Source organism: Halobacterium noricense, from assembly GCF_021233435.1.
In the GTDB taxonomy this organism is placed as follows: domain Archaea; phylum Halobacteriota; class Halobacteria; order Halobacteriales; family Halobacteriaceae; genus Halobacterium; species Halobacterium noricense.
Genome location: NZ_CP089468.1, coordinates 2,605,275 through 2,631,071, shown reverse-complemented (window position 1 = coordinate 2,631,071; position 25,797 = coordinate 2,605,275). Strand labels below are relative to the sequence as shown.

Sequence of the window (25,797 nt, the reverse complement as noted above, 5' to 3'; positions counted from 1 at the left end):
ACCCGTTTACACGCCTCCGGTTAAAATCGAACGGCAGGTACGGCCCGCCCGCGGGCTCGCCGAACTACTGCTGTTCGCCGCGCAACTCGATGTCCGCGACGACGTCGTAGGGGTGTTTGGCCTTGCGCACGCCGTCCAGAATCGTGAACGCCGCGCCGGGTTCGAGAAAGTGCGTCGTCACCGCGCGCCCGAGCGGCGTCGGCTCGAAGCCGTCGACGAACTCGTATTCGAGGAGCTTCCCGAGCGCGTGCTTGGTCGGCACTTCGCCGAGCATCCGGTCGTTGAGGCGCTTGGCGGCCTTCCCGCCGACGGTGACGTTCGCCAGCGTCTCCTCGACGGCCGCGGTCTCGTCGTAGTGCGTGACGACGTCCTCCATCTCGCCCTTGAGGAGTTTGAACGCGATTTCCTCCTCGGTGCCCTCCATCGAGGAGTGATAGGAGGCGTCGGGTTCGACGAGCATGTACACCTTCCCGCGGTCGTGGTAGTCGGGCCGGCCCGCGCGCCCGAGCATCTGCTCGAACTCCTGGACGGAGAGCCACTCGATGCCCATCGCGAGCGTGTCGAAGATGACCTGCGACGCCGGGAAGTCGACGCCCGCCGCGAGCGCCGCCGTCGTCACGACCGCCGAGAGGTCCTGGTTCCCGAACCGGCGCTCGACGGACTTGCGTTCGCCGTAGTCCAGCCCCGCGTGGTACGCAGCGGACGGGTAGTCCAGCTTCCGGGAAATCTCGTGGCAGCGCCGCCGCGAGTTCGTGAAGATGATGGTCTGGCCCTTGTACCCCTTCGAGGACTCCTTGTCGAACTCCCGGCGCACGAGTTTGTTCTCGATGTCGGGCTTCTCGTTGCCCTCCGCGAACGTCACGTGGCGCTCGATGGGAATCGGGCGCTCCTCGAACTCCACGAGGTTCGCGCGCATCCCCCGCGCGAGTTCGCCGGGGTTGCCGACGGTCGCCGAGAGGTAAATCCACTGCGCGCCCTCGTAGTCGCGGTACTGCTGTTCGCGCTGCTCGCAGTAGTACTTCAGCCGCGAGATGAGGCCGTCGAGGCGGTGGCCGCGCTCGTCCTCCTTGAGCGTGTGCACCTCGTCGATGACCACGGTCCCGACGTCGCCGAGGTCCTTCCCCGTGCGGAGCGCGTGGTCGATGCCCTCGTACGTCCCGACGATGATGTCCGCCGACGGGTCGAACGCGTGGCCGTCGTCTCGAATCCGCGACGACCCCACGCGAATCGTGACGTTCGCGAGGTCGCCGTACTCGTCCTCGAAGTCCTCGTGTTTCTGGTTCGCGAGCGCGACGAGGGGGACGAGGAACAGCATCTTCCCCTTTCCGGAGAGGTGGCGGTGCAGCCCCGCCATCTCCCCGACGAGCGTCTTCCCGGTCGCCGTCGCGGACACCACCAACTGGTCCTCGCCGTCGAGCAGCCCGTTCTCCACGGAGAGGCTCTGCACGGGCAGCAACTCGTCGAAGCGCGCGGTCAGGAGGTCCTTCACGTCCGGGTGGAGGTCGAGGCTGTCGACCGGCACCGGGTCGACCTCGTCGGTCGTCGCGCTCACTTCGTCGAACTTCGTCAGGTCCGGGTCGAGATTCCCGCCCAGCAGCCCGGTAATGCGGTCGAGGTCCTGCTCCTCCAGCAGCAGGTCTTCGAGGCGGTCCTGCGCCGCGCCCGTCATGCCGCCGTTGAACGACAGCTCGCGCTCCAACTCTCGAATCGCGCAGTCCTGGCAGATGAACTCGCCGTCCGCCTCGATGGCCGTCTCCGAGGTGATGGGCGAGTACCGCCCCTTCCCCGCGCAGTACCGGCACGTCCGCACGACCTTCGCGTCCTGCTGGTAGGCGTCCAGCATCTCCCGGAGCTCCTCGCGGCCGCTCCGGCTCGTCTGCTCGCTGATGCGGATGCGGTCCGCGCGCCGCGCGATGTCCACGAACTGGTCGGGGCTGCGCGGCTCCTCGCCGCTCCCCGTCTTCACGCGAAATCGTCCGGGACGCGGCCCCGCGTCCCGCTCCGTCAACTCCAGTTTCGCGCGGAACAACCGGTCGCCGCTCCGCTGAGCGACCGCCAAGTAGTCGTCTCCGGTCTCGTGGAGGAACAACGTATCCACGCGCTGGACCTGCTCAGACACGAACCAACGTACGGGAGGACGGTATTTCAGCGATTCGCTTGCTAGGTCTGCTGTTGCGTTTCGTGGTCGACGGCGTTGTCTTCGACGTTTCCTCGAAAGCCCCGGCAGGCTTGGCTCGGGGGCCTCGCTGCGCTCCTCGTCGCTCGCTACGCTCGCTCCTGCGGTGCTTACTTCGTCCGCCTTCGCCAAGCCTGCCGCCCCTTTCAGTCCACCCCGTACCGGCTGTTCAGTCGCTTTCGGCGGTGGTTTGCGTCATTCCACGAGTTCGATGGTGTCGTCGCCGTTCGGAACGGCGCAGATGAACGCGCCTTCTTCGTCGCCGGGGTTGTCGTACCAGTGGACCGCGCCCGCGGGGATGAGGAGGCTGTCGCCGGCGCTCACCTCGTAGGTCTCGCCCTCGATGCCGACCGTGTACTCGCCCGCGAGCACGTACTGCTCGTGTTCGACCTCGTTCGTGTGCTCGGGGACGCTCGCGCCCGGTTCGAGGACGAACCGCCGCATCGCGAACTGCGGCGCGCCGTCCGAGCCGTCCAGCAGCACACCCTTCCGCATTCCCTCGGCGGCGTTCACGGTCTCGTACTCGACGTCGGCAGCGCGGCGAACCACGTGGCTCGCGGTCTCGGAAGCCGTCATACCCGTACCGTGGCGGTCCCGGGCCTTAGGCGTAGCCGTCCGAGAGGCCGAGGACGTCGCGGGCTTCGGCCGGCGACGCGACCGGGCGACCGAGCGTCTCCGCGACGCCGACCACGCGCTCGACGAGCTGGGCGTTGCTCTCTGCGAGTTCGCCCTTCTCGTAGTAGACGTTGTCCTCGAGGCCGACGCGGACGTGCCCGCCGAACATGATGCCCATCGTGGCGAACGGGAGCTGGTGCGGGCCGAACCCGAGCGTGTTGAACGCCGCGCCCTCGGGGAGGTTCGACACGAGATTCAGGAAGTTCCGCGGGCGCGGCCGGGTGAGCGTGCCCGGCCCGAAAATCAGCGTGGCGTAGACGGGGTCGGCGAGGTCGCGCCGGTCGAGCAGGCCGTGGACCTCGTTGAGGTGGCCGTCGTTGAACACCTCCAGTTCGGGCTTGATGCCGCGCTCGTCCATCTCGTCGTACAGCGAGTCCACGAGCGCGCGGGTGTTCTCGCTCGTGAGGTGGTCGGAGCGGTTCAGCGGCCCCATGTCGAGGCTCGCCATCTCCGGCGCGGGGTCAGTCCGCAAGGGTTCGTGCCGGAGGTCGTCGGGCGCGCCCGTGCCGCCCGTCGAGTGCTGGATGACGACGTCGTCCGCTCGCGCCCGGATTTCGTCGTCGATGGCCTGGAAGTCCTCGGTCGAAAACGAGCGCTCGCCGTTTGGCTTCCGCGCGTGGACGTGGACGACTGCGGCGCCAGCGTCCTCCGCTGCCGCGGCCGCGCGTCCGATCTCCTCGGGCGTCTCCGGGACGTTCGGGTTCGCTTCCTTCCCGTGGATGCCGCCGGTCAACGCCGCCGTCACGACGACGGGGTCGCCCGCGAGGAAGTCCTCGTAGCTCACGATTCGCCCTCGTGCTCGCGGAATATCTCGCAGTGCGCGGCGTGGTCGAGGTCGTAGCGGTCGTTGCAGACGTCCGCGCGCATCGGCTGGATGAACTCACCGGTAATCGTGCAGTACGCCCGCGCGGTGTCGAACTCGCGGCCGTCGCCCTCCTCGCGGTACTCCAGGTGCGGGCAGGTCATACGTCGCGTTCGCCCGCCGGCGTGTTAACCGTTCGCTGGCCCCCTCGTCCGGTGGTAACGCCGTCGTCACCCGGTGACAGTGCCGTCTAACGTGGCTATACGTGTGTGGGCCGCCTACGTCGGTGCATGACAGAGCCGACGCCGGGACTTCACCACGTCACGGCCATCGCGGGCGACCCGCAGGCGAACGCCGACTTCTACGTCGAGACGCTCGGCCTGCGATTCGTCAAGCGCACCGTCAACCACGACGACACCAACACGTACCACTTCTACTTCGGCGACTACGAGGGGACGCCGGGGACGAACATCACGTTCTTCCCGTGGACCGACAGCGGCCGCGACGGCGAGTTCGGCGCGGGCCAGACCCGCGACACTGCGTACCTGATTCCGCCGGACTCCGTGGACTTCTGGGTCGAGCGCCTCGACGACCACGGCGTCGCCGTCGAGGAGGCCGAGCGCTTCGGCGACACCGTCCTCCGGTTCTCGGACCCGGACGGTATCGGCCTCGAACTGGTTGCGAGTGAGCACGCCCGCGATTCGGACGCGGTGCCGTGGCCCGACGGCCCAGTCCCCGAGGCACACCAACTGCGCGGGTTCCACAGCGTCACGCTCGCGGTCCGCGAGTTCGGCCCTACCGAAGAGATTCTCACCGAGGTACTGGGCTACGAGCACGTCGGCGACGACGGCGACCGCCGGCGTTACCAGACGTCCGAGGGCGGCGCGCACTCGATTCTGGACCTCGTGCAGACGGACGCCGGACGCGGAACGATGGGCGTCGGCACCGTCCACCACGTCGCATTCACTACCGAGAACGTCGACGACCTGGCGGCGTACAAGCAAGCCTGCGCCGACCGCGGGCTCGCCGCCAGCGGCCCCATCGACCGGAAGTACTTCCAGTCGCTGTACTGCCGGGAGCCCGGCGGCGTGCTCTTCGAAATCGCGACCGACGGCCCCGGCTTCGACGTCGACGAAGACGTCGAGGAGCTCGGGTCCAGTCTCGTCCTCCCCGAGTGGTTGGAGGACGAACGCGCGGAAATCGAGGCCGCGCTCCCCGAATTCGAGCCGCCGCACGCGGAGGACGGAGGTTCGTAGCGTGACTGACCCAGCCACGAGCGACCGCGTCGGCGAGCCGTTCCGCTTCGACTACGACCCCGGCGTCCTCCGGTACGGTGTGGGGAGCGTCGCGGACCTCGCCGACGAACTCGACCGGCAGGGATTCGAGCGCGCGCTCGTCGTCTGCGGGTCGACCGTTGGCAGCACGCCCGCCGTGATGGACCCGATTCGTGCCGGACTGGGCGACAAACTCACGGGCGTCTTCGCCGAGACGACGCCCGAGAAGCGGCTGTCGACCGCGCTCGACGCCCGGGACGCGTACCGCGAGCATGACGCGGACATCCTCGTCGCGCTCGGCGGCGGGAGTAGTCTCGACGTCGCGAAAGCCGTCAGCGTACTCGCTACGGGCGGCCAAGACGCCGAGGCAGCCGCCCGGGAGTTCACCGAGACGGGCACGCTCTCCGCCGACGGCGACCTCGACCCCATCGTCGCCGTGCCCACGACGCTTGCCGGCGCGGACCTCTCCATAGTCGCCGGACTGAACGCTCATCCCGACTCCGGGTTGGTCGACGTACCCGTCAGCGGCGGGCTCTCGGACCGTCGATTGATGCCGCGTGCGGTCTTCTACGACCCCGAGCTCGTCGCTACCACGCCCCGGGACGTGCTCGTCGGCTCCGCGATGAACGGCTTCGACAAGGGCATCGAGACGCTGTACGCCGCGAACGCCACGCCCGTCACGGACGCGACGGCTGCCCACGGGCTCGGCCTCCTCGCCGACGGCCTGCGCGAACTGGGGCGCGGGAGTGTCGACGCCGTCACCCTCGACCCCGTCTTGGAGGGCTTGTTGCTCGTCCAGTACGGCATCTCGCGGCCAGGGGAGACGACGCTCTCCGTCATTCACGCGTTCGGACACGGCCTCACCGACGGCTACGCGGTCCAGCAGGGCGCTGCCCACGCCGTCGTCGCACCCCACGTCCTCCGCCACCTCTTCGCGGAGGTGGACGGCCGCCGCGACCTGCTCGCAGACGCGCTCGGTGTCGAGGACGCTGCCGACCCCGCCGAAGCGGTCGTAGCGGCTGTCGCGGACGTTCGAGACGCACTCGGCCTGCCCGACTCGCTGGCCGACGTCGCCGGTCCCGAGCCCAGCGAGTTCCCCGCGGTCGCCGAAACCGTCGTCGCGGACGCCTTCGTGGCGAACGCGCCACCCGGCCTCGACCTCACGACCGATGACATCGAAGCCGTCCTCCGGGCGGCGTACTGACCCGTCGCTGGCGCCCGCGCCCGACCACCGCCGCCCCCGCTTTTAAGCGGGACGCCCCGGTATCGTTGGGTATGCGAAGTTTCAAAATCGGGAGCGCGTTCGGCATCCCGATCAAACTCGACGTCACGTTCCTGCTGATTCTCCCGGTGTTCGCCTACCTCATCGGGATGCAGGTCGACGTCTGGATAGAGACGCTCAACAGCGTGCCGTTCAACGCGAACCTCGACGCCGCCGCGCTCACCGACGGCAACATGCGGTGGTACCTCGGCATCGCCGCGGCGGTCGGCCTGTTCGCCGGCGTCGTCCTCCACGAACTCGGCCACAGCGTCGTCGCGATGCACTTCGGGTTCCCCATCGACTCCATCACGCTGTGGATTCTCGGCGGCATCGCCAGCCTCTCCGACCAGCCCGAGGAGTGGAGCCAGGAACTGCTCATCGCCATCGCCGGCCCCGTCGTCAGTATCGCGCTCGGCGTCTTGTCGTTCGGCGCGCTCCACTTCTTGCCAGCGTCACTGGACACGTTCCGGTTCGTCTTCGGCTACCTCGCGCTGATGAACTTCGCGCTCGCCGCGTTCAACCTCCTGCCCGGCTTCCCGATGGACGGGGGGCGCGTCCTCCGCGCGCTGCTCGCCCGCAAGCGCTCGTTCGCCCGCGCCACCCAGATTGCCGCCGAGGTCGGGAAGCTGTTCGCGCTCCTGCTCGGCATCGTCGGCCTGCTCGGGTTCAACCTCATCCTCATCGCCATCGCCTTCTTCATCTACATCGGCGCGTCCGGCGAAGCCCAGCGCACCGTCATGAACGCCGTCTTCCAGGATGTCAGCGTCGCCGACATCATGACCCACGACGTCCACACCGTCGACGCCGACGACTCCGTCGCCGAACTCATGGAGCGCATGCTCGAACAGCGCCACACCGGCTACCCCGTCATGCGCGACGGCAGCGTCGTCGGCATGGTCACGCTCGACGACGCCCGCGACGTCGAACCGGTCGAGCGCGACGCCATCCACGTCGAGGACGTGATGTCCGAGGACGTCTACACGATTCCCCAGTCCAGCAACGCGATGGACGCCCTCGACGCCATGCAGGAGCACGGCGTCGGCCGCCTCGTCGTCGTCGACGAGGACGACGAGATGGTCGGGCTCGTCTCCCGCACGGACCTCATGACTGCCTTCGACATCATCCAGTCGACGGGCGTCAGCGAGGAGCCGAAGATTCCCGGCGCGAGCGGTCAATCCGCACCCTGACTACTGGAGCGCGCGTACCACTATCATCCCGTTCGTCGTTCGCAATATGCTCGCGACGCGGACGAACGACACGCTACGCGGTCGTTCGTCGTGTCGTCGCTCGAAAGAAACAGTCCAGGGGCGAGAATCGAACCGTTGTGAGACGGTCGCCTCGCTCCGCTCGGCGCTGCGGCTCACAGGGTTCAATTCTCTCGGACGCTCGAGAACTCTCGTCAACGACCAGCGCACGCGGCGCTGGTCGGTTGACGTTCGAAGATTAGAGGTCCAGGGGCGAGAATCGAACCGGAGCAAGACGTGCTCGCTCCCGCTGGTCGCTGCGCGCGACTTGCAGGGTTCGCTCTCGCCTGCTGGACTTTACGCTCCTCACTTCGTTCGTCGCGAAAAGGTCCAGGGGCGAGAATCGAACCCGCGTCTCAGCCTCCACAAGGCTGAAGGATAGTCCACTACCCTACCCCGGACACTGCATCCATCTCTAGCCGACTGGAATTCAAATACGTTACGACACGCGCCGGGCCACCCCACTATCTGAACAGCAGTTCACATCGGAACAACTATCTGAAGCCACGTTCAGGTAGAATGTATGGCTCAGAGCTCCGACCGACTGCGACGGCTGCTCGCCGACGAACTCGGGGAGTGCTGCGACGGCGACGTCGAGCGGCGCCTCGACGAGCTCCACGGGCTCGCCGACGGCGCGTTCGACGACGACACTCAGTCCGTGTTCGCGGTGCTCGGCAACGACACCCGCTACCGGCTCGCGCGCGTGCTCGCCGCCAGCGACGGCGAGCGCTGCGTCTGCGAACTCGAACCGCTCGTCGACGTCTCCGACAGCGCCGTCAGCCACGCGCTCTCGGACCTCGTCGACGCCGGACTCGTCACTCGGCGGAAGGACGGCAACTGGCGGTACTACGACGCCACCGAACTCACAAACGACCTCTTCGCCGCCGCCGACCGCGGGGAGACTGATGAGTAGCGCCCACGAGCACGGCCCGAACTGCGGCTGCGAGGCCTGCGGCGACCCGCGCTCGATGGACGTCCTCGACAAGTACCTCACCGTCTGGATTTTCGCCGCGATGGCCGCCGGCGTCGGCCTCGGATTCGCCGCGCCGTCGGTGACCGCGCCCATCCAGAACCTCCACCTCGTGGAGACCGGGTTGGTGTTGATGATGTACCCGCCGCTGGCGAAAGCCGACTACTCGCAACTGCGCGCCGTGTTCAGCAACTGGCGCATCCTCAGCCTGAGCCTCGTACAGAACTGGCTCATCGGCCCGACGCTGATGTTCGCGCTCGCGGTCGTCTTCTTCGGCGGGGTCGTCCCCGGGCTGCCCGCGCGCCCCGAGTACTTCCTCGGGCTCGTGTTCATCGGGATGGCGCGCTGCATCGCGATGGTGCTCGTCTGGAACGAACTCGCGGAGGGCTCCACGGAGTACGTCACCGGCCTCGTGGCGTTCAACAGCCTCTTCCAGATTCTCACGTACGGCGTCTACGTCTGGCTGTTCGCGCTCGTGCTCCCGTCGGCGTTCGGGCTGGACGCGCTCGCTGCCGGCATCACCGCCTTCGACGTCAGCCCCACGCAAGTCTTCGAGGCCATCGTCGTTTTCCTCGGCGTCCCGTTCGCCGCAGGCTTCCTCACTCGGTTCGCCGGCACCCGGCTCCGCAGCGAGGACTGGTACGAAAACGAGTTCGTCCCGAAAATCGACCCGCTGACGCTCGTCGCGCTGCTGTTCACCGTCGTCGTGATGTTCGCCACGCAGGGGAACAACATCGTCGCCGCGCCCGGCGACGTCCTGCTCGTCGCGGTCCCCCTCACGGTCTACTTCGTCGTGATGTTCCTCGTGAGCTTCGGGATGGGGAAGGGCATCGGCGCGGACTACTCCACGACCACTGCCATCGGCTTCACCGCCGCGTCGAACAACTTCGAGCTCGCCATCGCCGTCTCCGTCGCCGTCTTCGGCGTCGGCTCCGGCGTCGCGTTCGCCACCGTCGTCGGCCCGCTCATCGAAGTGCCAGTCCTGCTGGCGCTCGTGAACGTCGCGCTGTACTTCCAGCGCCGCTACGACTGGACCGGCCACACCACCGGCAACCTCGACGCCTCACTCACCGATGATTGAAATCACCACGCTCGCGTTCGTCTGCGTGCAGAACGCCGTCTCACCTGTGGCGCGACGTGCTCTGCACACCCCGCGAGAGGTGGTCGCGTGACCACCCTCGCGTTCGTCTGCGTGCAGAATGCGGGCCGCTCCCAGATGGCGCACGCGTTCGCCGAGCGCGAGTGCGCCGCCCGCGGCCTCGAAGCCGAACTCGACCTGGTGACTGGGGGGACCGACCCCGCCGACCACGTCCACGAGGAAGTCGTGGACGCGATGGCCGACGCGGGCTTCGACGTCGCAGACCGCACGCCCAGAGAAGTCACATTCGAGGAAGTGCGAGACGCCGACTACGTGATTACGATGGGCTGTTCCGTGGAGGACGTCTGTCCGGCGGGCTGGGCGGGCGAAAACCGCGACTGGGACCTCGACGACCCCGACGGCCGGCCGCCCGAGGCCGTCGCACGGATTCGGGACGACGTCCGGCAGCGGGTCGCCGCGCTCTTCGACGAACTCGCCGACGACTGACCGGACGATACGCTTTTCCACGGCTGCCGCCTACTGTCGGGTGACTGTGGCCGTTACGGACAAAATCTACGTGAAGAACCAGCGCCAGATAGCGTCCCAGATAGATACGCGCTTCCCGAAGAGCGCGTTCAGCGGCGCGACGCTGGACATCCTCTTCACGGGCGACCTCTCCGAGTTGGACGAAGCCACCCGCGACAAAGTGCTTGACTTCTCGGAAGACTTCCTCGACTGTGGCTGCGAGTCGAACCCCTACTGCGGGCACCCCGAGCGGAAGTTCGTCAAGTACCTCCTGGAACTGCGCGCACAGGGCCTGGACCCCGAGTCGATGGTCGACGTGATGACCCAGGACTACATGGTGTACGCCTACCCCGGCGACATCTACTCGTTCCTCGACGACGCGGTCCGCACGCTCGAAGCCGTCGAGGACCTCGCCGACGTGGACGGCCGCCCGGAACAGGCCGAGCGCGCGACCAGAGAGAAACGCGAGCTGTCGCGGTAGCTACCCGAGCTGGTAGGGCTCTTCGTCGTCGTCGCCGTCCAGCTCTTCGAGGTGGATGACCTCCTCGACGTCGCCCTCGGACTCGACCTGCTCGCGGAGGTAGTCGATGTACTTCTTGTGTTCTTCCAGTTGGTCGCGGAGGTGTTCGGCTTCGAGTTCGAGGCGTTCGTGCTCGCGCACGAAGCTCTTCGGGACCTCGACTTTCGGCGGGAACTCATCGCTCTCCACGGATTCGGGCTGGTTCTCGGGGACGACCCGGACCTGGCCGTCGTGGGCGACCAGCGAGTCGACGTAGTTCCGGAACACGGCGGACAGCGAGAGGTCGCGCTCCTCGGCGATGTCCCGGAGCGCGTCGAACGTGTCCTCGTTCACGCGGAACGAGATGGTCTTGTTCTTGTTCCCCATCTACCGCCAGATAAGGAAACGAGCCCTATAAGCGTTTGTCAGACAGTCACGCGCCGGCCGACACGTCAGCCTCAGTATCGAAGTCCTCGAGCGCTTCGAGGAGCGCGCGGCGGTACGGGGAGACGTCCTCGCCGTACTCGGCGCGGGCGCGCTCGGCGTACTCGTTACCCTCGTCGTCGAACGCGTCGAGCCGTTCGAGCGTGCGCTCGGCAGCCTCGACGACCCAGCGGTCCCGGGTCGCCTCGTCGACGGCCGTAATCGACTCCGGCCGCAGGGAGACGTTCACAGACCCGTCGTCGGTCTCGAAGGTCCGCGGCTTCCCGACCACGGCGACGTACTGCGGCGTGTCGGCGTCGCGGAGCGCGGACGCCGCTTCCGGCTGGTACTGGCCCGCGTACACGAAGAACGTCCCAGTCGGGTCGACGACGCGGCCCCGCCAGTATTCGGAATCTTCGCCGATGTCCTCGGTCTCGGTGAGCGTGCCGACGACGAATACGCGGTTCGCGCGCTCCCCGGTCGGCAACAGCGCGTACAGCGGCGCGCGCTCGTCGTCGGACTCCTTGAACGTGAACTCGGCGTCGTTGAACTCGGCGGCGAAGGCGCGGCGTGCGACCTCGCGAGTGGGTGCGTTACTCATGTTATATCGACCTCGCTTCGATGAGGACGGCTTCCGGGTCCGCGGGCCCGCCCAGCTGTTCGGTGTCGTTGGCGAGCACGTACCGGCCGAACGTCGGGCCGGTCACGCGGTAGTAGCGCCCGAGCACCGTCTCGCGCATCTCGTCGGCGACGACGGTGGTGTCGAGGGCGTCCTTGGCCATCTGTTTGGCTTCTTCGAGGCCGATGCCGGTCAGCGCCTCGGTCGCTTCCTCGTCGAAGATGACCTCGTGGACGTCGCGGCCGTCGTCGAGCACGCCCTTGATGCGGAGGTCGAACTCCCCCTCCACTTCGCCGTGCTCGTTGCAGCGGCCGTTCTGGAGGACGCGCGTGCAGTCCTCCTCGGGGCAGCGCTTGATGAGCCCGCTCCCGGATTGGATGTCCACGAGCGCGCCCTCGACCTCGTCTTCGTTGTCGCCGACGTCGAACTCCTCGTCGACTTCCTGAATCGAGGTCGTGCGGTTGAGCTTCACGGAGTACCGGCCCTGGTACTCGTCGGTGACGACGTTGCCGAGACGGTAGGTCTGGCCCTCCTGGAGGTCCTGGAGGTCGGATTTGGCCCACTTGGTGAACTTGATGGTGCCCGTGGGGTCGCCGAGCAGGCCGACCTGCCCGACGGAGTCCGAGCGGGGCTCCCAGAGTTCGACGACCTTCGCAGTGAGGTCGACCCACTGCTCGGGTTCGTCGACGTCCTCGACTTCGACGGTCTCGTTGCCGCCGCCGCCCGCGAGGTCGTCGCGGTCGAGGCCGGCCTCGTCGAGGTAGTGGTTCTCGACGGAGCGCCGCGCCTCGTCGAGCGGGACTTTGTACTCGGAAACCAGTTTCTGTAGCCGTGCTTCGACGTCGTCGACGGTCGCGTCGACGTGCTCGGAGAACTCGTCGTGTATCTCCGCAGCGGTGTCTGAAAGGTCGCTCATGGTCGTATTCGTCTCCGCGTGTTTTCGGTGGGAGACGTATCGGGGTTGGTGCGCTACCGTATTTAAATTGTCGCAACCGCGGTGAAAGTGGAGATCGGAGCCGCGGACAGGCCTATAACGCGAGCCGTGCAAGCCCGACTCGATGCACTGCTCGCCCGACACCCGCGACGAGACGCCGCCCGCGAACCGCGGTGGTTCCGCGTGGTGACTACGGCCGCCGTCCTGCTCGCTGGCAGCACCGGCACGCGGCTCTACCCGGCGAGCCGCAGCCACCGCCCCAAGCAGTTCCTCGCGCTCGGCGACGACGACCGTAGCCTCCTCCGCCGGACTGCCGACCGCGCCGGCTTCGCGGACGAACTGTTCGTCGTCACGCGCGACTCGTACGCCGACCGCGTCCGCGACGTCGTCCCCGAGGCCACCGTTCTGGTCGAACCCGTGGGCCGCGACACCGGCCCGGCGCTCGCGTACGCCGCCAGCGAGGTCCGCGAGCGCCACCCCGACGCCGTGCTCCTCTGCCTGCCCAGCGACCACGTCGTCGGCGACGGCTTTCGTGCCACGGCCGAGACCGCCGTCGACGTGGCAGCCCGCACGGACGCGCTCGTCACGCTCGGCATCGAGCCGGACCGCCCCGCTACGGGCTACGGCTACATTCAACCGGGAATCGACTACGCCGACCACTACGCGGTCGACCAGTTCCGCGAGAAACCCGCCGAGGAAACCGCCGAGGCACTCCTCGACGCTGGCTGCTACTGGAACGCGGGGATGTTCGCGTGGACGCCCGACGCCTTCCTCTACGCCGCCCGCGGCGGCCCGCTCGAAGCGGTCGTGGACGCGCTCGAAACTGGGAGTGACGTCGCTGGCGCGTTCGACGAAACCGACCCGGTGAGCGTTGACTACGCCGTCTTGGAACGCGCTGACGACGTGCGGGTCGTCCCGGCGGACTTCGCGTGGGACGACGTCGGGGCGTGGGACGCGCTGCTACGCCTCGCCGACGAGACGAACGCGACGCTGGGCGACACACTCGCCATCGACGCGTCGGGGAACGTCCTCGCGAGCGACGACAAACACGTCTCCGTGGTTGGCGCGGACGACCTCGTCGTCGCGGCGTTCGACGACCGCGTGCTCGTCGTGCCCACCGACGACGCCCAGCGCGTCCGCGAGGTCGTCGCGGAACTCCGCGAGAACGACCGGTTCTGAGTTACTCGTCGTCGCCCTCCCGCACTTGGAGGTCGCCGTCGCTGGTCACCGACACCAACAGCGGCGCGTGCACGCCACGACCCTGAACGGCGGACCCGGCGGCGTCGCTGACGCGCTTCATCACTTCGGGCGCGGACAGCGACACCTTCACGTTCGCGTCGTCGCAGGCCGCGTACACCATGTCCGGCACGTCGTAGAGGTCCGTGCCGGCGTCGATTTCCACGCGCACCGGCGCTTGCAGCGCCTCCGCGAACGCCACCGTCTCTCGGGACTTCGCGACGTTCTCCCGCGCGCTCGCCTCCACCTTCGAGATGTTCGCGCGGGACGTCCCGAGCTGGTCGGCGATGGCGGCCTGCGACGCGCTGCGCTCGCGCAGCGCCAGCACCTCCGCCTGCCGCCGCGTCAGCACGCTCTCGTCGGCGTCGAAGCCGGCGCTGGCCAACACCTCGTCGGCGTCCGGAACCCCCTCGTCCATGCGTGGACCGACGCCGCCGGAACGCAAAAACCCCGTGGACGGCTCCCCAGAATCCTTTTAGGCGGTGGCACCTCAGTACCACCATGCATCGAGGGCCGGCAGCGGGCCGGGGTCGTCGGGCGTGACGATTCACGTCAACGCACTCGACGACGAGCACGGGATTCACGTTCGTGACACGTCCGAGGGCGAAGCGGTAGCGCTACGGACGGACCGCGAATCGAATCTGGAACCCGCGAGCACGGACGGGTTCACGATGCCCGTCGACACCGCGGTCGCCATCGACGCCGGCGAACTTCACGCGTCGACGTTCGTGCTTCCCATCTTCTGGCAGGACGGAGCGGTCGTTCATCGGGCCACGCGCGACGACGCGCCGCGGCTCCCCCGCGGAATGTACGAAGTCGACTTCTCACGCCCTGCTGTGAAGTTGTACGTGCGCGTTGAGGACGCGGAACCGACCGCAGAGTTCGTCGACGACCACACCTACCTCGACCTCGGTGCCCCGAGTCGCGTCGTCGTCGGGATTCGGTCGCACCACGAAACGCCAGCGGGGACGGTGACGACGACGGACGATCCGCGGGATTTGATGGCTGCGGTGTCGACGTTCGGGTCGGCGTTGAAGACGCACTCACCGGATCGGTCGTGGCCGACGCTGCGGGGGCATCCGCCAGCGATTCGACGGGGCGACGAGCTCGACATTCCCGAGGAGGTTGCGTTACCAGATACGGGGATTCGCGTCGAGGTGCCGCCGGAGTACGGTGCCATCTACACGGTGTCGCCACTAGCGTACTATCTCGGTGCAAGCGTCGAACCGGGGAACCGGCCGCGAGTGATTGCAGAGGGCCGGAGCTACGATTTGGACGCGGACGACTTGGCAGGGAACGTGCGGTCGGTCTTGGAGCACGTATTTACGCTGGACTGCATCATTCGAGTGGCCGGCGTCTATCCGTTTCGGACGACTGCTGTCGACGCGTTGGAGGCACGAGTCGAATTAGAGTACGAGCGGCTGTTCGAATTGCCGCTGGCCGAGCGGACGGCCGAGTACCTCGAGGTTCCGCGGTCAGCGACGGCGGGAATTTTGGAGTGGCACTACACGGCGGACGTGGCGGCGGATCCCGCGTACGCGCCGGCACTCCCGTACTTGGTAGACGAACTCGCGGTTGTGCGGAGTCCACCACAGCAGTCCGGGCAGGTCGACCTGACGCCTTCCCCGAACGCGCTGCGGGAGAGTGACGGTGCGCTTGCTCGTTCGGCCGCCGACGCCACGTCGGAACCGCTTTCGGCTGTCGCCCCGGCGGACATGGGGACACCGGGGCACTCGTGGATCGCTGACGACTTTTCGCCGAGCGCGGCGAACCCGACAGTTGGGTCGTTCCGGCGTGGATTCGAGTGGCCGCAGGGTGACGGCGCATTAGACGTACACGTCGTGTACAACGACGCACGCTTGGACGCGAGCGACGAGACGGCCTACGACACCCACCAGACAGCGGAGACGAACGTCCAAGTGTCGCACTCGTTGACCACGTCAGAGTTGCGGGAAGCGTTGTACGAGGAGACTGACTTCCTGCATTTCGTGGGGCACGTCACAGACGAAGGGATGGTGTGCCCGAACGGAACCTTGGACACGCGGACGTTGGCGAGAACCGGTGTCGGTGCATTCTTCTTGAACGGGTGTCGCTCCTACGAACAGGGGCGTGCGCTGTTGACGGCTGGGAGCGTCGGTGGCATCGTCACGGTGGACGACGTGGCTGACGACGTGGCGGGTCGGGTCGGTCACGACATCTCGTTGCTGTTGGACAGCGGGTTCCCGCTGTACGCGGTTTTGGACGTACTCGGTCGTATTGGAATGCCGACCGACCGCTACTCGATTCTCGGCAGCGGGACGCTCGCGTTCCGTCGTGGGGCCAGTGGGACCCCCTCGATGTACGCCTTCGACACGGACGAGTTCGACACCGATTCCGACACCTACTCCGTGAGTATCCAACAGTATCCCTACGACGAGAACGGGATGGGTACGTTCGTCGCTCCTACGTACACCGCTGTCGACGGAGTCATCGCCAACGGCGGCGTTCGTCGCGACCCCATCTCGCACTCGGAACTCGAACGGCTACTCGATTCCTCCCCAGCACCCGTGCTGCTCGACGGCGAGCTCCGGTACACGCCGACCCTGACGATGGCGGACTTCGAGTGAAGCGCCGTCCCGCGGGCCGAATGTTTTTACTCGAAACATCCTATGTCCGGATATGTACTGGAAAGCGGCCGCCAGCGGGGGCCGCGACGCGTGACGTTCCACGTCGACGTGCTCGACGAGGAGCACGGAATCTGCGTACGGGACACTGTCGAGGGCGAACAGTTCCCGCTGTACACGGACCGGGCCGTCGACCCGACGCCCGCGTCGACTGACGGCTTCACGATGCCCGTCGATACTGCGGTCGCCGTCGAAGCGCGCGAACTCCGCATGCCGACGTTCGCCAACGTGATTTTCTGGCGCGACGGTGAAGCCATCCACCGCACCGAATCTGGGGCGCCCACCGAGCGACTGCCGCAGGGCACCTACGAGGTCGACTTCTCGCCGCCCGACGCGAAGCTCTACGTGCGCGTCGAGGACGCCGCGCCGACCACTCGCTTCGACGACGGTCGGTCGGTTCTCGAGACGGAGGCCGCGACGCGGGTGGTGCTCGGGATTCGGTCGCACCACGAGACGCCGGCGGGGACGGTGACGACGACGGAGGACCCGCGAGATTTGATGGCTGCGGTGTCGACGTTCGGGTCGGCGTTGAAGACGCACTCGCCGGACCGGTCGTGGCCGACGCTACGGGGCCATCCGCCGGCCATCGAGCGAGGAGATACGCTGGATATTCCACCAGAGGTCGCGGCACCACAAACCGGGGTGCGCATCGAGGTACCGCCGGAGTATGGCGCTATCTACACGGTGGCGCCGCTGGTGTACTATCTCGGTGCCACCGTCGAACCGGGGTCGCGGCCACGAATCGTCGCGGCCGGTCGCAGCCGCGACCTCTGCGTCGACGCCCTCACCGAGAGCGTGCGGTCGATACTGGAGCACGTGTTCACGCTGGACTGTGCGGTGCGGACAGCTGGCGTCTACCCGTTCCGGACGACAGTCGTCACGGCGTTGGAGGAGCGCGTGGAGTTGGATTACCAGCGGCTGTTCGAGCTGCCGCTGGCCGAGCGCACGGCCGAGTACCTCGAGATTCCGCGGTCGGCGACGGAAGGATTGTTCGACTGGCACTACACGGCAGACGTCGAAGCGGACTCGGCGTACGCACCGGTGCTCCCGTACTTACTCGACGACCTGGCGCTGGTTCGGAGTCCACCGCGGCTCGCCTCGGAGGCCGACCTGACGCCGTCCCCGAATGCACTCCAGTCCACGGACGGCGCGCTCGCACGGTCCGCGAGCACGGCAGCGCCGACGCTGCGCTCCGTGGTCGTGCCAGAGGACGCCGGGACGCCCGGCCACTCGTGGGTCGCACCCGGGCACGCGGTCCGGGCGTCGAACCCGACGGTGGGGTCGTTCCGACGGGACCTCTCGGCGTCGGCTGACGACGGCGCGCTCGACGTGCACGTCGTGTTCAACGACGCCCGACTCCAGCAGGGCGACGTCTCCCTGTTCGACTCGCACCCGTACCGGGAGACGGACGTGCGGGTGTCCCACGACCTGTCGACGGCGGAGCTACGCGAGGCGCTGTACGAGGACGTGGACTACTTCCACTTCGTGGGCCACGTCACGGACTCGGGGATGATGTGTCCGGACGGGGCGCTGGACACCAGAACGCTGGCGCGAACGGGCGTGAAAGCGTTCTTCCTGAACGGTTGTCGCTCCTACGAGCAGGGCCGTGCGCTGTTGACTGCCGGCGCTGCCGGTGGCTTCGTCACGGTGGACGATGTGGCCGACGACGACGCGCGGTCGGTCGGCGAAATGGCGGCGACTCTCCTCGGCGTTGGGTTCCCGCTGTACGGGATTCTCGACGCGCTCGAACTCGCCGGCACGCCGGCCGACCGGTACACGATTCTCGGCGACGGGCAGAGCAACGTTCGACAGAGCCACTCCAACGTCTCCATTCTCCACGAATTCGACACCGACGCCGTCCGGGCAGCGTCCGGGGCGTGGCCAGTGTCCCTCCATCACTACCCACACAGAAAGAGCGGCATCGGCGGGATGTCGGCGTACTCGCACACGGACACGTCCTCGGCCGTCTACGACGCGTCGGTCCGGGAGACGACGCTCCCGCAGTCGGCACTAGACGAGTTCTTCGCAGACTCGGGTATCCCGGTGCTCGTCGACGGGACTGTCCGCCTCACCGACGACCTCTCGGTCGAGCAGTTCCGCTAGTTGCCCCAGAAGTTCTCGCGGCTGCCGAGCCGCTCGCTCTCAGCCTCTTCTTCCGCTTCTTCGTCCTCCTCGCTCTCGGCTTCCTCGCCGTCTTCCTCGCGTGCTTCGGCTTCTTCGTCCTCCTCGCTTTCGGGCTCGTCGGGGAGCTTCTCGACGAGGTCGGCGCGGGCGTAGTTCGACTTCACTTTCGTAATCTCGGCTTTCACGCGGGCCGGCGGCAGCACGCCATCGACCATCACGATGAAGCCGCTCTCCTCCTGCCGGCCGACGCCGGCACCGCTCTCGTGCATGTCGTCGACTTCCAGCACGACCTCCTCGCCGGGCACTACGGGCGCGGTCTTCAGGTCGTTGATGGGCTGGTTGTAGTGGTTGCACCACTCCATCCCGCCGCGGTCGCCGTAGTGTTGACACCCCATCCCTTCGATTTGCTCCTGGAAACTGGGGCATTCGTCGGCGAGTGGACAGTCTGCCATACAGGGAGTTACTGGCCGGCCGGCTAAACCCTTGCGGCACGCCGTCGCTGTCCCGGAGCGGCGTCAGCGCCCCGGCGCTCGCCGGCAGCGGTCGGCCCCGGCGCTAGATGAGTTGTTCGAGTTGGCGGCGTCGCCGGGCGAGGTCGAGGTGGGGGTCGAGGCCGTCGTCGGCGGCGAGCCGGTCGAGCACGAGCAACACGTCGACGCCGCGCCGCTCGGCCTCGGTGGCGACCTGCTCGGCGTCGCTGCGATAGACGACCAGTCGGTCGAGCAGCGCGAGTAGACACGCGAGGACTGCTCCGGTCTCACCGGCCGCGGGGAACGCGTCGCTGACCCGTGTGAAGTCCGGATACTCGTCGGGGGCCTCGTCGGCCGGCGACACCTGTAGGCAGTTCGTGCACAGCGTCGCCGCTGGCCGCTCGTCGGGGAGGTAGTCGCTGACGGCGTCGGGCACGGGAAAAGAGAGTTCGTCGCCGCCGCAGTTCGGACAGCTCATACCCGGACGAGGTTGGGCCGGTACTTAGCCGGCGTGGACGAGGCCGGTCAGTCCGCCAGCGCTTCCTCGGCGGCCTGCGCGGCTTCCTCCTCCTCTTCCTCGTCTTCTTCTTTTTTCGCTTTGACCTTCTTCATGCGGAAGATCTCCTCGCGCTCCTGCTCTTCGAGCTTCTGCTCGATGTACTCCTGGCCCTCGTACAGTTCGGGGAGGAGCTTGAATTCCAGGGCGTTCACGCGGCGCTTGGTGGTCTCGATCTCCGTGAGCATCTTCTTCATCGCGGTCTCGACTTCCGCCGCGAGCACGATGGACTCCAGGAGTTCCTCGTAGGCTTCCGCGGCCTCGTCGATGCGCGCGCTCGTGCCGAGGATGCCGTAGCCGCGCTCGTCGAGGCTCTTGCGGACCTTCGAGGACTCGATCTGCGGGACGACGACGCCCATGATGTTCCGGGACTCGACCGTGATCTCGGGGTGTTCTTCGAGGGCCGCCGCCGCGCCACGGACCGACATGTCGCCCTCCATCGCGCGCGCCATGTTGATTTTCTTCTGGGCGGTCTCATAATCGGCTTCGAGGTCTTTGCGGACGTCCTGTGCCTGGTCGAGGATGTCCATGAACTCCATAATGAGGCCGTCGCGCTTCTGTTCGAGCGTGTCGTGGCCCCGCTCGGAGAGTTCGATGCGGTCCTCGATCTCCATGAGATTCTTCCGGGTCGGTTTGATGTCCTGGGCCATGTGCTCTCTTGGCGGCAACTTCTGGACGGAGGGAGGTAAACGTTTTCAGTCGCCGCCGCCAGCGACCGCCGCTCGTGTGCGGTCCATCCGTGAACCGGAGACTCCGCGCGGCGTGCGGTCGGTAGCAGGGTGGTGAGAAGCGTGCACGCGTGCCTGGTCGTTCGCGCGGAGCCGCAAAAAATCGTGGACGAAACGCCGCGAGCGCGGCGGTTAGTCGGCGGCCGCAGCCTCTTCGGCCGCGGCCTCGCCCTCGACGTAGTACTGCTCGATGAGCTCCTCGTCGACGCGGTTGAGCTCCTCTTTCGGGAAGAGGCTGAGCAGCTCCCAGCCGAGGTCCAGCGTCTCCTCGACGCTGCGGTTCGTGTCGAAGCCCTGGTCGACGAACTCCGCCTCGAAGCGGTCCGCGAAGTCCAGGTAGAGGTTGTCGCGGTCGCTGAGCGCCTCGCGGCCGACGATGTTCACGAGGTCGCGGAGGTCCTCACCTTCCGCGTACGCCGCGTACAGCTGGTCGGAGACGTCGCCGTGGTCCTCGCGCGTGAGGCCCTCGCCGATACCGTCGTCCATCAGCCGGCTGAGGCTCGGGAGGACGTTCACGGGCGGCGTCACGCCCTGACTGTTCAGGTCGCGGTCCATCATGATCTGGCCCTCGGTGATGTACCCCGTGAGGTCCGGAATCGGGTGGGTGTCGTCGTCGCCGGGCATCGTGAGGATGGGAATCTGGGTGACCGACCCCTCCCGGCCCTCGATGCGGCCGGCGCGCTCGTACAGCTGCGCGAGGTCCGTGTACATGTACCCGGGGTAGCCACGGCGTCCGGGGACTTCCTCGCGGGCCGCACCGATTTCGCGGAGCGCCTCGCAGTAGTTGGTCATGTCCGTCAGGATGACGAGGACGTGGTAGTCCTTCTCGAAGGCGAGGTATTCCGCCGTGGTGAGCGCCATCCGCGGCGTGACCGTCCGCTCGACGGCGGGGTCGTCCGCGAGGTTCATGAAGACGACGCTGCGTTCGAGCGCGCCGGTGCGCTCGAAGTCCTCCATGAACTCGTTGGCCTCCTCGGCGGTGATACCCATCGCACCGAAGACGACGGCGAACTCGCTGCCGCCCTCCTCGCTTTCCTCCTCCTCGGGGACGGACGCCTGTCGCGCAATCTGGAGCGCGAGGTCGCTGTGGGGCAGCCCGGACGCCGAGAAGATGGGGAGCTTCTGGCCGCGCACGAGCGTGTTCATGCCGTCGATGCCCGAGACGCCCGTCTGGATGAACTCCTCGGGGTACTCCCGTGCGTGGGGGTTGATCGCTTCGCCGACGATGTCGCGGCGTTCCTCGGGCACGATGTCCGGGCCGCCGTCGATGGGCTGACCGGAGCCGTCGAGCACGCGACCGAGGAGGTCTTCGGTCACGGGCATCTTCAGGGTCTCGCCGAGGAACCGCACCGAGGCGTCCTGCCCGATGCCCTCGGTGCCCTCGAACACCTGAATCGCGACGAACTCGTCGCTGGATTCGAGCACCTGACCGCGCTTGACTTCGCCGTCAGGCGTCTCGATTTCCACCATCTCGTCGTAGGCCACCGGCTCGTCGATGTCGACGTACACCAGCGGGCCGCTGACTTCCGAGATTGTCTTGTACTCTTTCATTAGTAGAGGTCCCGTAGTTGCTCGGTGAGGTCGTCTTTCAGCTCCTCGATGTACTCGTCCCAATCTTCCTGAACGCCCATGCGGTTGAGGCGCGGCGCTGCGTCGACGTTCTGAATCTCGTCGACCGGGACGCCGGCTTCGAGCGCGTCGAAGGCCGCGTCGTTGAACGTCTTGATGGCCGTGAGCATCTTGTACGTCTTCTCGGGCTCACAGTTGGTGTCGACGTCGTGGAGCGCGTTCTGCTGGAGCCACGCCTCGCGGAGATACCGCGCCACTTCGAGGGTGAGCTGCTGGTCGTCCGGCAGCGCGTCCTTGCCGACGAGCTGGACGATTTCCTGCAGTTCGGTCTCCTCGTCGAGGACGTCGACGGCCCACTGCCGGACCTCCGGGAAGTCCTCGGAGACGTTCTCGCGCCACCAGTCGTCGAGCTGGTCCTTGTACAGCGAGTACGACTCGTTCCAGTTGATGGCGGGGAAGTGCCGGCGCTCGGCGAGGTCCGCGTCCAGCGCCCAGAACGTCTTCACGATGCGCAGCGTGTTCTGAGTGACCGGCTCGGAGAAGTCGCCGCCCGGCGGGCTGACCGCGCCGACCACGGACACCGACCCCTCGTCGTCGTTGAGGGTGGTGTAGAGGCCCGCGCGCTCGTAGAACTGTGCGAGGCGAGCGGCGAGGTACGCGGGGTACCCCTCCTCGCCCGGCATCTCCTCGAGCCGCGAGGAGATTTCGCGCATGGCCTCGGCCCACCGCGAGGTGGAGTCGGCCATCAGCGCCACGTCGTAGCCCATGTCGCGGTAGTACTCCGCGATGGTGATGCCCGTGTAGATGCAGGACTCGCGGGCCGCCACCGGCATGTTCGACGTGTTCGCGATGAGGCACGTGCGTGCCATCAGCGGGTTCCCGGTCTGGGGGTCCTCCAGCTCCGGGAAGTCCTCGATGACTTCCGTCATCTCGTTGCCGCGCTCCCCGCAGCCGATGTAGACGACGATGTCCGCGTCGGACCACTTGGCGAGCTGCTGCTGGGTGACCGTCTTCCCGGAGCCAAAGGGCCCCGGAATCGCGGCGGTCCCACCCTTCGCGAGCGGGAACAGGCCGTCCTGAATCCGCTGGCCCGTGACGAGCGGCGTCCGCGGCGTGTGCTTGTCCTTGGACGGACGCGCACGCCGAACCGGCCACTCCTGGCGCATCGCGATTTCCTCGCCGCTGTCGAGCACGGCGACGGGCTCGTCGACCGTGTGCTCGCCGGCGTTCACGTCGGTGACCTCGCCGCCGTCGCTTCGCGGCGGCACGAGCACCTTGTGCTCGATGCTGACCGTCTCGTCGACGGTGCCGAGGACGTCACCGGCCTCGACGTGGTCGCCCTCCTCCACGACGGGCTCGAACGACCACTCCTTCTCCAGGTCGATGCCGGGCGCGTCGACACCGCGGTCGAGGAACGCGCCCATCTCGCCCTGCAGGACGTCCAGCGGGCGCTGGACGCCGTCGTAGATGGAGTCCAGCATGCCGGGACCCAGGTCGACGGTGAGGGGTTCGCCCGTGTTGTCCACGGGGCCACCCGGGCTGATGCCCGAGGTCTCCTCGTAGACCTGAATGGTTGTTACTTCGCCTTCGATTTCGATGACCTCGCCCATCAGGCCTTCGTCGCCCACGTAGACGACGTCGTTCATCTGGGCGTCGAGGTCCGTGGCGGTCACGACCGGACCGCTCACGCTCTCGATTACGCCGGAGTCAGTGATTTCTTCTGCTTGACTCATTCGTTGGATTCGTCTTCTTCGGCCATCAGGTCGATACCGATGGCTCGCTTGATCTGGTCGCGCAGTCCGCTCCCGCCGGCGGCACCGCCGCCGATGGTCACGAACGTCGGCTCTACGCTCGTCTCGACTTCCTCGCGGACCTGCCGCGAGAGCGCGTCGAGGTCGTCGTCGTGCATCACCGCGATGCCGACGTCCTCGTCCGCCAGCACCGACTCGACTGCGTCGTCGAGCGCTTCGTCTTTCTCGTCCTGCGGGACGTTCTCGAACTTCCGGACGCCCGCGAGCCGGAACCCGGTAGTGAACTCCGGGCTGCCGACGACTGCGATCTCCTGGCTCATAGGATGACCAGCTCCTCTTCGATTTCCGCCTCGCTCAGGCCGGCTTCGCGGCCGCGAGCGATGGCGCGGATGTTGTCCACTTCGCGTTCCTTCGCGAGGACGTACGCCAGCACCGGACAGACCGACAGCGGGTAGACGTACGAGAGGTGGTCGGAGTACTCCAGCAGCGCCCGGTCGAGGGCGTGCTCGAAGCCGATGAGGCTCTCCGCGTCCTCCAGTTCGTCCAGCGCCTTCGAGAGCTCGTCGCCGTACTTGCTCTCTTGGATGCGCGAGACCAGCGTCGAACGGTTCGCGACGAGCTGGCCGACCTCCTTCCGGTCGAACAGCGCGCCGCCGTCGATGAAGTACTCGGCGGGGTCGACGTCGGCACCCGACCGCGCCAGCCGCAGCGCGTTCCGGACGTTCCGGAAGTCGATTTCGGCTTCGAGGAACTCCCGGTAGAGCTGCGCGGCCTCGCCGCGCGCGGAGGCGTCGGGCACGAGGTTCTCGTAGTACGCGCGGTCGACCGCGTTCTCCAGCGGGACCAGCGTACCGGACTCCTCGTAGGCCTCGAACGCGCTGTCGAGATACGTCTCGAACAGCGTGCCGTCGAGCAGCTCGACGACGGACTCGATGGACTCGGCGGCGACCAGGCGGTCGAGGAACGCGTCCTCGAACTCGCCGGCGTCGATGAGGTCCGAGCGGACCTCCTCGTCGGTCGCGCCGGAGTAGAGCCCGCGCAGTACGGTCTTGACGTTCCACGCGTCGAACTTGCGGAGGTAGCGGACGACCTGCTCGTAGAGCCGGCCCTCGCTGTACCGCAGCAAGTCCTGGAAGTCGTCAGCGAGCGTCTCGTTGAGCGCGTGCTCGACGAGGTCGACGCCGCTGAACCGCGAGCCCAGCGCGTTCACCGCGTCCTCGTACTGGGTCTCCTCCATGAACCGGGCGATTTCGCCCGTGCCCATGCGGAGCAGTTTCCGGTACTCGTCGTCGCTGAACAGGCTGGCTCGGCGGTGGCGGACGCGGGCGACCACGTACTCGTAGTTTGCCGACCCGTACACGCTCATTGCTCCTCGTCGAAGAGGCGCGCGCTGATTTCCTTCAGGTTGTTCTCCCAGACGTCGTCGATGACCGAGTCGAACGTGTTGTTCACGCGGACCCGGGACGTCTCGCTCTCGACAACGACGCCGCCGAGGCAGTCGTGCTCGCCGGCGTACTCGTAACCGTCGTAGTCGTCGAGGATGTCCGAGATGAGGTCCTCGTCGTCCGCGCGGCCGTAGACGCTGACGTTCGGGTCATCGTCGAACTCGTCGGCCGCAGCGTCGAGAAGGGCGCGAGTGAGGGCCTCGCGGTCGTCGCCGTCGATGGCGGCGATTTCCTCCTCGGCGGTTTCGCGGACGGCCTCGAGGGCGTCGCGGCGCGCTTCGAGGCGCATCTGCTTGGCCTCGAGTTTCGCGCTGGAGAGGCGCTGCTCGCGCTCCCGCTCGATTTCACGCTCGGCCTCCGCCTCCGCGTCGGAGCGAATCTCGTCGGTGTCGGCCTCGGCGTCCGCGACAATCTTCTCGGCGCGCGATTCGGCATCGTTCCGAATCTCCTTCGCGCGCTCGCGGGCCTCGTCTCGAATGTCCTCAACTACTGTTTCCAAGCTCATAGATGAGAGGGGGGGACGGTGATTAGAATGCGGACGGCACGACGAACACGACGACCAGCGCGAGGATGACCAGCGTCTCCGGGAGAACCGTCAGGATGAGGCCCGTACCGAAGAGGTCCTGGTCTTCCGCGATGGCGCCGACGGCGGCGCTACCGATGCCGCGCTCGGCGTATCCTGCACCGAGGGCGGCGAGGCCGACGGCGATTGCGGCGGCGCCCTTCGGGGTGATTGATGGCATACTGCCTGCCGTTTCCTGTGCGATCGTGGCGA

The 25,797-nt window shown here is 67.2% G+C and carries 27 protein-coding genes and 1 tRNA gene; 10 read left to right on the top strand and 18 right to left on the bottom strand.

All coding sequences use genetic code 11. The features are described from left to right. Positions 1-64: 64 nt before the first annotated feature. The 4 genes from LT974_RS14110 to LT974_RS14095 all read right to left on the bottom strand — a co-directional run bounded on the left by LT974_RS14110 (position 65) and on the right by LT974_RS14095 (position 3,817). Positions 65-2,119, bottom strand: a complete 2,055-nt coding sequence (locus LT974_RS14110; RefSeq protein ID WP_232588261.1) for a DEAD/DEAH box helicase — start codon at positions 2,117-2,119, stop codon at positions 65-67. A 252-nt stretch (positions 2,120-2,371) separates the two neighbouring features. After that, positions 2,372-2,752: a cupin domain-containing protein gene (locus LT974_RS14105; RefSeq protein ID WP_232588260.1), complete on the bottom strand. Its 381-nt coding sequence runs from the start codon at positions 2,750-2,752 to the stop codon at positions 2,372-2,374. Positions 2,753-2,777: 25 nt separating this feature from the next. Then, positions 2,778-3,635, bottom strand: coding sequence for a BKACE family enzyme (locus tag LT974_RS14100; RefSeq protein ID WP_232588259.1), 858 nt, complete (start codon positions 3,633-3,635; stop codon positions 2,778-2,780). Continuing rightward, positions 3,632-3,817, bottom strand: a complete 186-nt coding sequence (locus LT974_RS14095) for a hypothetical protein (RefSeq protein ID WP_232588258.1) — start codon at positions 3,815-3,817, stop codon at positions 3,632-3,634. Before LT974_RS14095 ends, LT974_RS14100 begins: the two co-directional genes overlap by 4 nt. A 126-nt stretch (positions 3,818-3,943) precedes the next feature. Here LT974_RS14095 and LT974_RS14090 point away from each other — a divergent pair, with 126 nt between their 5' ends. From LT974_RS14090 to LT974_RS14080, 3 genes are all read left to right on the top strand, one after another. Continuing rightward, on the top strand, positions 3,944-4,909 hold the full coding sequence (locus tag LT974_RS14090; protein WP_232588257.1) for a ring-cleaving dioxygenase: 966 nt from the start codon (positions 3,944-3,946) through the stop codon (positions 4,907-4,909). A 1-nt stretch (position 4,910) separates the two neighbouring features. After that, on the top strand, positions 4,911-6,131 hold the full coding sequence (locus LT974_RS14085; RefSeq protein ID WP_232588256.1) for an iron-containing alcohol dehydrogenase family protein: 1,221 nt from the start codon (positions 4,911-4,913) through the stop codon (positions 6,129-6,131). 71 nt (positions 6,132-6,202) lie between these two features. Then, entirely contained in the window at positions 6,203-7,375 is a 1,173-nt protein-coding gene (locus LT974_RS14080) for a CBS domain-containing protein (protein WP_232588255.1), read from the top strand. Positions 7,376-7,760: 385 nt separating this feature from the next. Here the strand turns inward: LT974_RS14080 and LT974_RS14075 are convergent. Next, a tRNA-His gene (locus tag LT974_RS14075) sits at positions 7,761-7,833 on the bottom strand. A gap of 122 nt (positions 7,834-7,955) precedes the next feature. Here LT974_RS14075 and LT974_RS14070 point away from each other — a divergent pair. From LT974_RS14070 to LT974_RS14055, 4 genes are all read left to right on the top strand, one after another. Next, positions 7,956-8,345: an ArsR/SmtB family transcription factor gene (locus LT974_RS14070; protein WP_232588254.1), complete on the top strand. Its 390-nt coding sequence runs from the start codon at positions 7,956-7,958 to the stop codon at positions 8,343-8,345. After that, the gene (arsB, locus tag LT974_RS14065) at positions 8,338-9,483 is read left to right on the top strand and encodes an ACR3 family arsenite efflux transporter (protein ID WP_269785410.1); all 1,146 of its coding nucleotides are present in this window, start codon (positions 8,338-8,340) and stop codon (positions 9,481-9,483) included. The genes LT974_RS14070 and arsB overlap by 8 nt, the downstream gene beginning before the upstream one ends. A gap of 135 nt (positions 9,484-9,618) precedes the next feature. Then, on the top strand, positions 9,619-9,987 hold the full coding sequence (locus LT974_RS14060; protein ID WP_232590277.1) for an arsenate-mycothiol transferase ArsC: 369 nt from the start codon (positions 9,619-9,621) through the stop codon (positions 9,985-9,987). A 46-nt stretch (positions 9,988-10,033) separates the two neighbouring features. Further along, positions 10,034-10,486, top strand: coding sequence for a DUF5814 domain-containing protein (locus LT974_RS14055; protein WP_232588253.1), 453 nt, complete (start codon positions 10,034-10,036; stop codon positions 10,484-10,486). Here the strand turns inward: LT974_RS14055 and LT974_RS14050 are convergent, their stop codons facing one another. From LT974_RS14050 to LT974_RS14040, 3 genes are read right to left on the bottom strand one after another with little or no spacing between them, the layout of a single operon-like run. Continuing rightward, positions 10,487-10,891 (bottom strand): CopG family transcriptional regulator, encoded by a 405-nt coding sequence (locus tag LT974_RS14050; RefSeq protein WP_232588252.1) that lies wholly within the window; start codon positions 10,889-10,891, stop codon positions 10,487-10,489. Between the two features lie 46 nt (positions 10,892-10,937). After that, positions 10,938-11,528, bottom strand: a complete 591-nt coding sequence (locus tag LT974_RS14045; protein WP_232588251.1) for an RPA family protein — start codon at positions 11,526-11,528, stop codon at positions 10,938-10,940. Between the two features lies 1 nt (position 11,529). After that, positions 11,530-12,462: a replication factor A gene (locus LT974_RS14040; RefSeq protein WP_232588250.1), complete on the bottom strand. Its 933-nt coding sequence runs from the start codon at positions 12,460-12,462 to the stop codon at positions 11,530-11,532. Positions 12,463-12,663: 201 nt separating this feature from the next. Here LT974_RS14040 and LT974_RS14035 point away from each other — a divergent pair, with 201 nt between their 5' ends. After that, positions 12,664-13,659: a mannose-1-phosphate guanylyltransferase gene (locus LT974_RS14035; RefSeq protein ID WP_232590275.1), complete on the top strand. Its 996-nt coding sequence runs from the start codon at positions 12,664-12,666 to the stop codon at positions 13,657-13,659. A gap of 1 nt (position 13,660) precedes the next feature. Here LT974_RS14035 and LT974_RS14030 read toward each other — a convergent pair whose 3' ends face one another. Further along, positions 13,661-14,134 carry a Tfx family DNA-binding protein gene (locus tag LT974_RS14030; protein WP_232588249.1) on the bottom strand — a complete coding sequence of 158 codons (474 nt, stop codon included), beginning with the start codon at positions 14,132-14,134 and terminating at the stop codon, positions 13,661-13,663. A gap of 121 nt (positions 14,135-14,255) precedes the next feature. On the opposite strand from LT974_RS14030, the gene LT974_RS14025 reads away from it, so the two are divergent. Both LT974_RS14025 and LT974_RS14020 read left to right on the top strand, forming a co-directional pair. Further along, positions 14,256-16,322, top strand: a complete 2,067-nt coding sequence (locus tag LT974_RS14025; RefSeq protein ID WP_232588248.1) for a hypothetical protein — start codon at positions 14,256-14,258, stop codon at positions 16,320-16,322. Between the two features lie 90 nt (positions 16,323-16,412). Continuing rightward, entirely contained in the window at positions 16,413-18,482 is a 2,070-nt protein-coding gene (locus LT974_RS14020; protein WP_232588247.1) for a hypothetical protein, read from the top strand. Here LT974_RS14020 and LT974_RS14015 read toward each other — a convergent pair. The 9 genes from LT974_RS14015 to LT974_RS13975 form a co-directional block, all read right to left on the bottom strand. Further along, positions 18,479-18,955 (bottom strand): TRAM domain-containing protein, encoded by a 477-nt coding sequence (locus tag LT974_RS14015; RefSeq protein WP_232588246.1) that lies wholly within the window; start codon positions 18,953-18,955, stop codon positions 18,479-18,481. The two genes, LT974_RS14020 and LT974_RS14015, sit on opposite strands and share 4 nt — an antisense overlap. A 103-nt stretch (positions 18,956-19,058) precedes the next feature. Further along, positions 19,059-19,451, bottom strand: a complete 393-nt coding sequence (locus LT974_RS14010; RefSeq protein WP_232588245.1) for a DUF6276 family protein — start codon at positions 19,449-19,451, stop codon at positions 19,059-19,061. 47 nt (positions 19,452-19,498) lie between these two features. After that, on the bottom strand, positions 19,499-20,179 hold the full coding sequence (locus LT974_RS14005; RefSeq protein WP_232588244.1) for a V-type ATP synthase subunit D: 681 nt from the start codon (positions 20,177-20,179) through the stop codon (positions 19,499-19,501). Between the two features lie 210 nt (positions 20,180-20,389). Beyond that, positions 20,390-21,808 carry an ATP synthase subunit B gene (locus LT974_RS14000; RefSeq protein ID WP_232588243.1) on the bottom strand — a complete coding sequence of 473 codons (1,419 nt, stop codon included), beginning with the start codon at positions 21,806-21,808 and terminating at the stop codon, positions 20,390-20,392. After that, positions 21,808-23,559 carry an ATP synthase subunit A gene (locus LT974_RS13995; RefSeq protein WP_232588242.1) on the bottom strand — a complete coding sequence of 584 codons (1,752 nt, stop codon included), beginning with the start codon at positions 23,557-23,559 and terminating at the stop codon, positions 21,808-21,810. Before LT974_RS13995 ends, LT974_RS14000 begins: the two co-directional genes overlap by 1 nt. Continuing rightward, positions 23,556-23,897, bottom strand: a complete 342-nt coding sequence (locus tag LT974_RS13990) for a V-type ATP synthase subunit F (protein WP_232588241.1) — start codon at positions 23,895-23,897, stop codon at positions 23,556-23,558. The genes LT974_RS13995 and LT974_RS13990 overlap by 4 nt, the downstream gene beginning before the upstream one ends. Beyond that, complete coding sequence (locus LT974_RS13985; protein ID WP_232588240.1) at positions 23,894-24,943, bottom strand: V-type ATP synthase subunit C; 1,050 nt, start codon at positions 24,941-24,943, stop codon at positions 23,894-23,896. The genes LT974_RS13990 and LT974_RS13985 overlap by 4 nt, the downstream gene beginning before the upstream one ends. Further along, on the bottom strand, positions 24,940-25,527 hold the full coding sequence (locus LT974_RS13980; RefSeq protein ID WP_232588239.1) for a V-type ATP synthase subunit E: 588 nt from the start codon (positions 25,525-25,527) through the stop codon (positions 24,940-24,942). Before LT974_RS13980 ends, LT974_RS13985 begins: the two co-directional genes overlap by 4 nt. A gap of 22 nt (positions 25,528-25,549) precedes the next feature. Beyond that, positions 25,550-25,765: a F0F1 ATP synthase subunit C gene (locus tag LT974_RS13975; RefSeq protein WP_232588238.1), complete on the bottom strand. Its 216-nt coding sequence runs from the start codon at positions 25,763-25,765 to the stop codon at positions 25,550-25,552. Positions 25,766-25,797 lie beyond the last annotated feature (32 nt).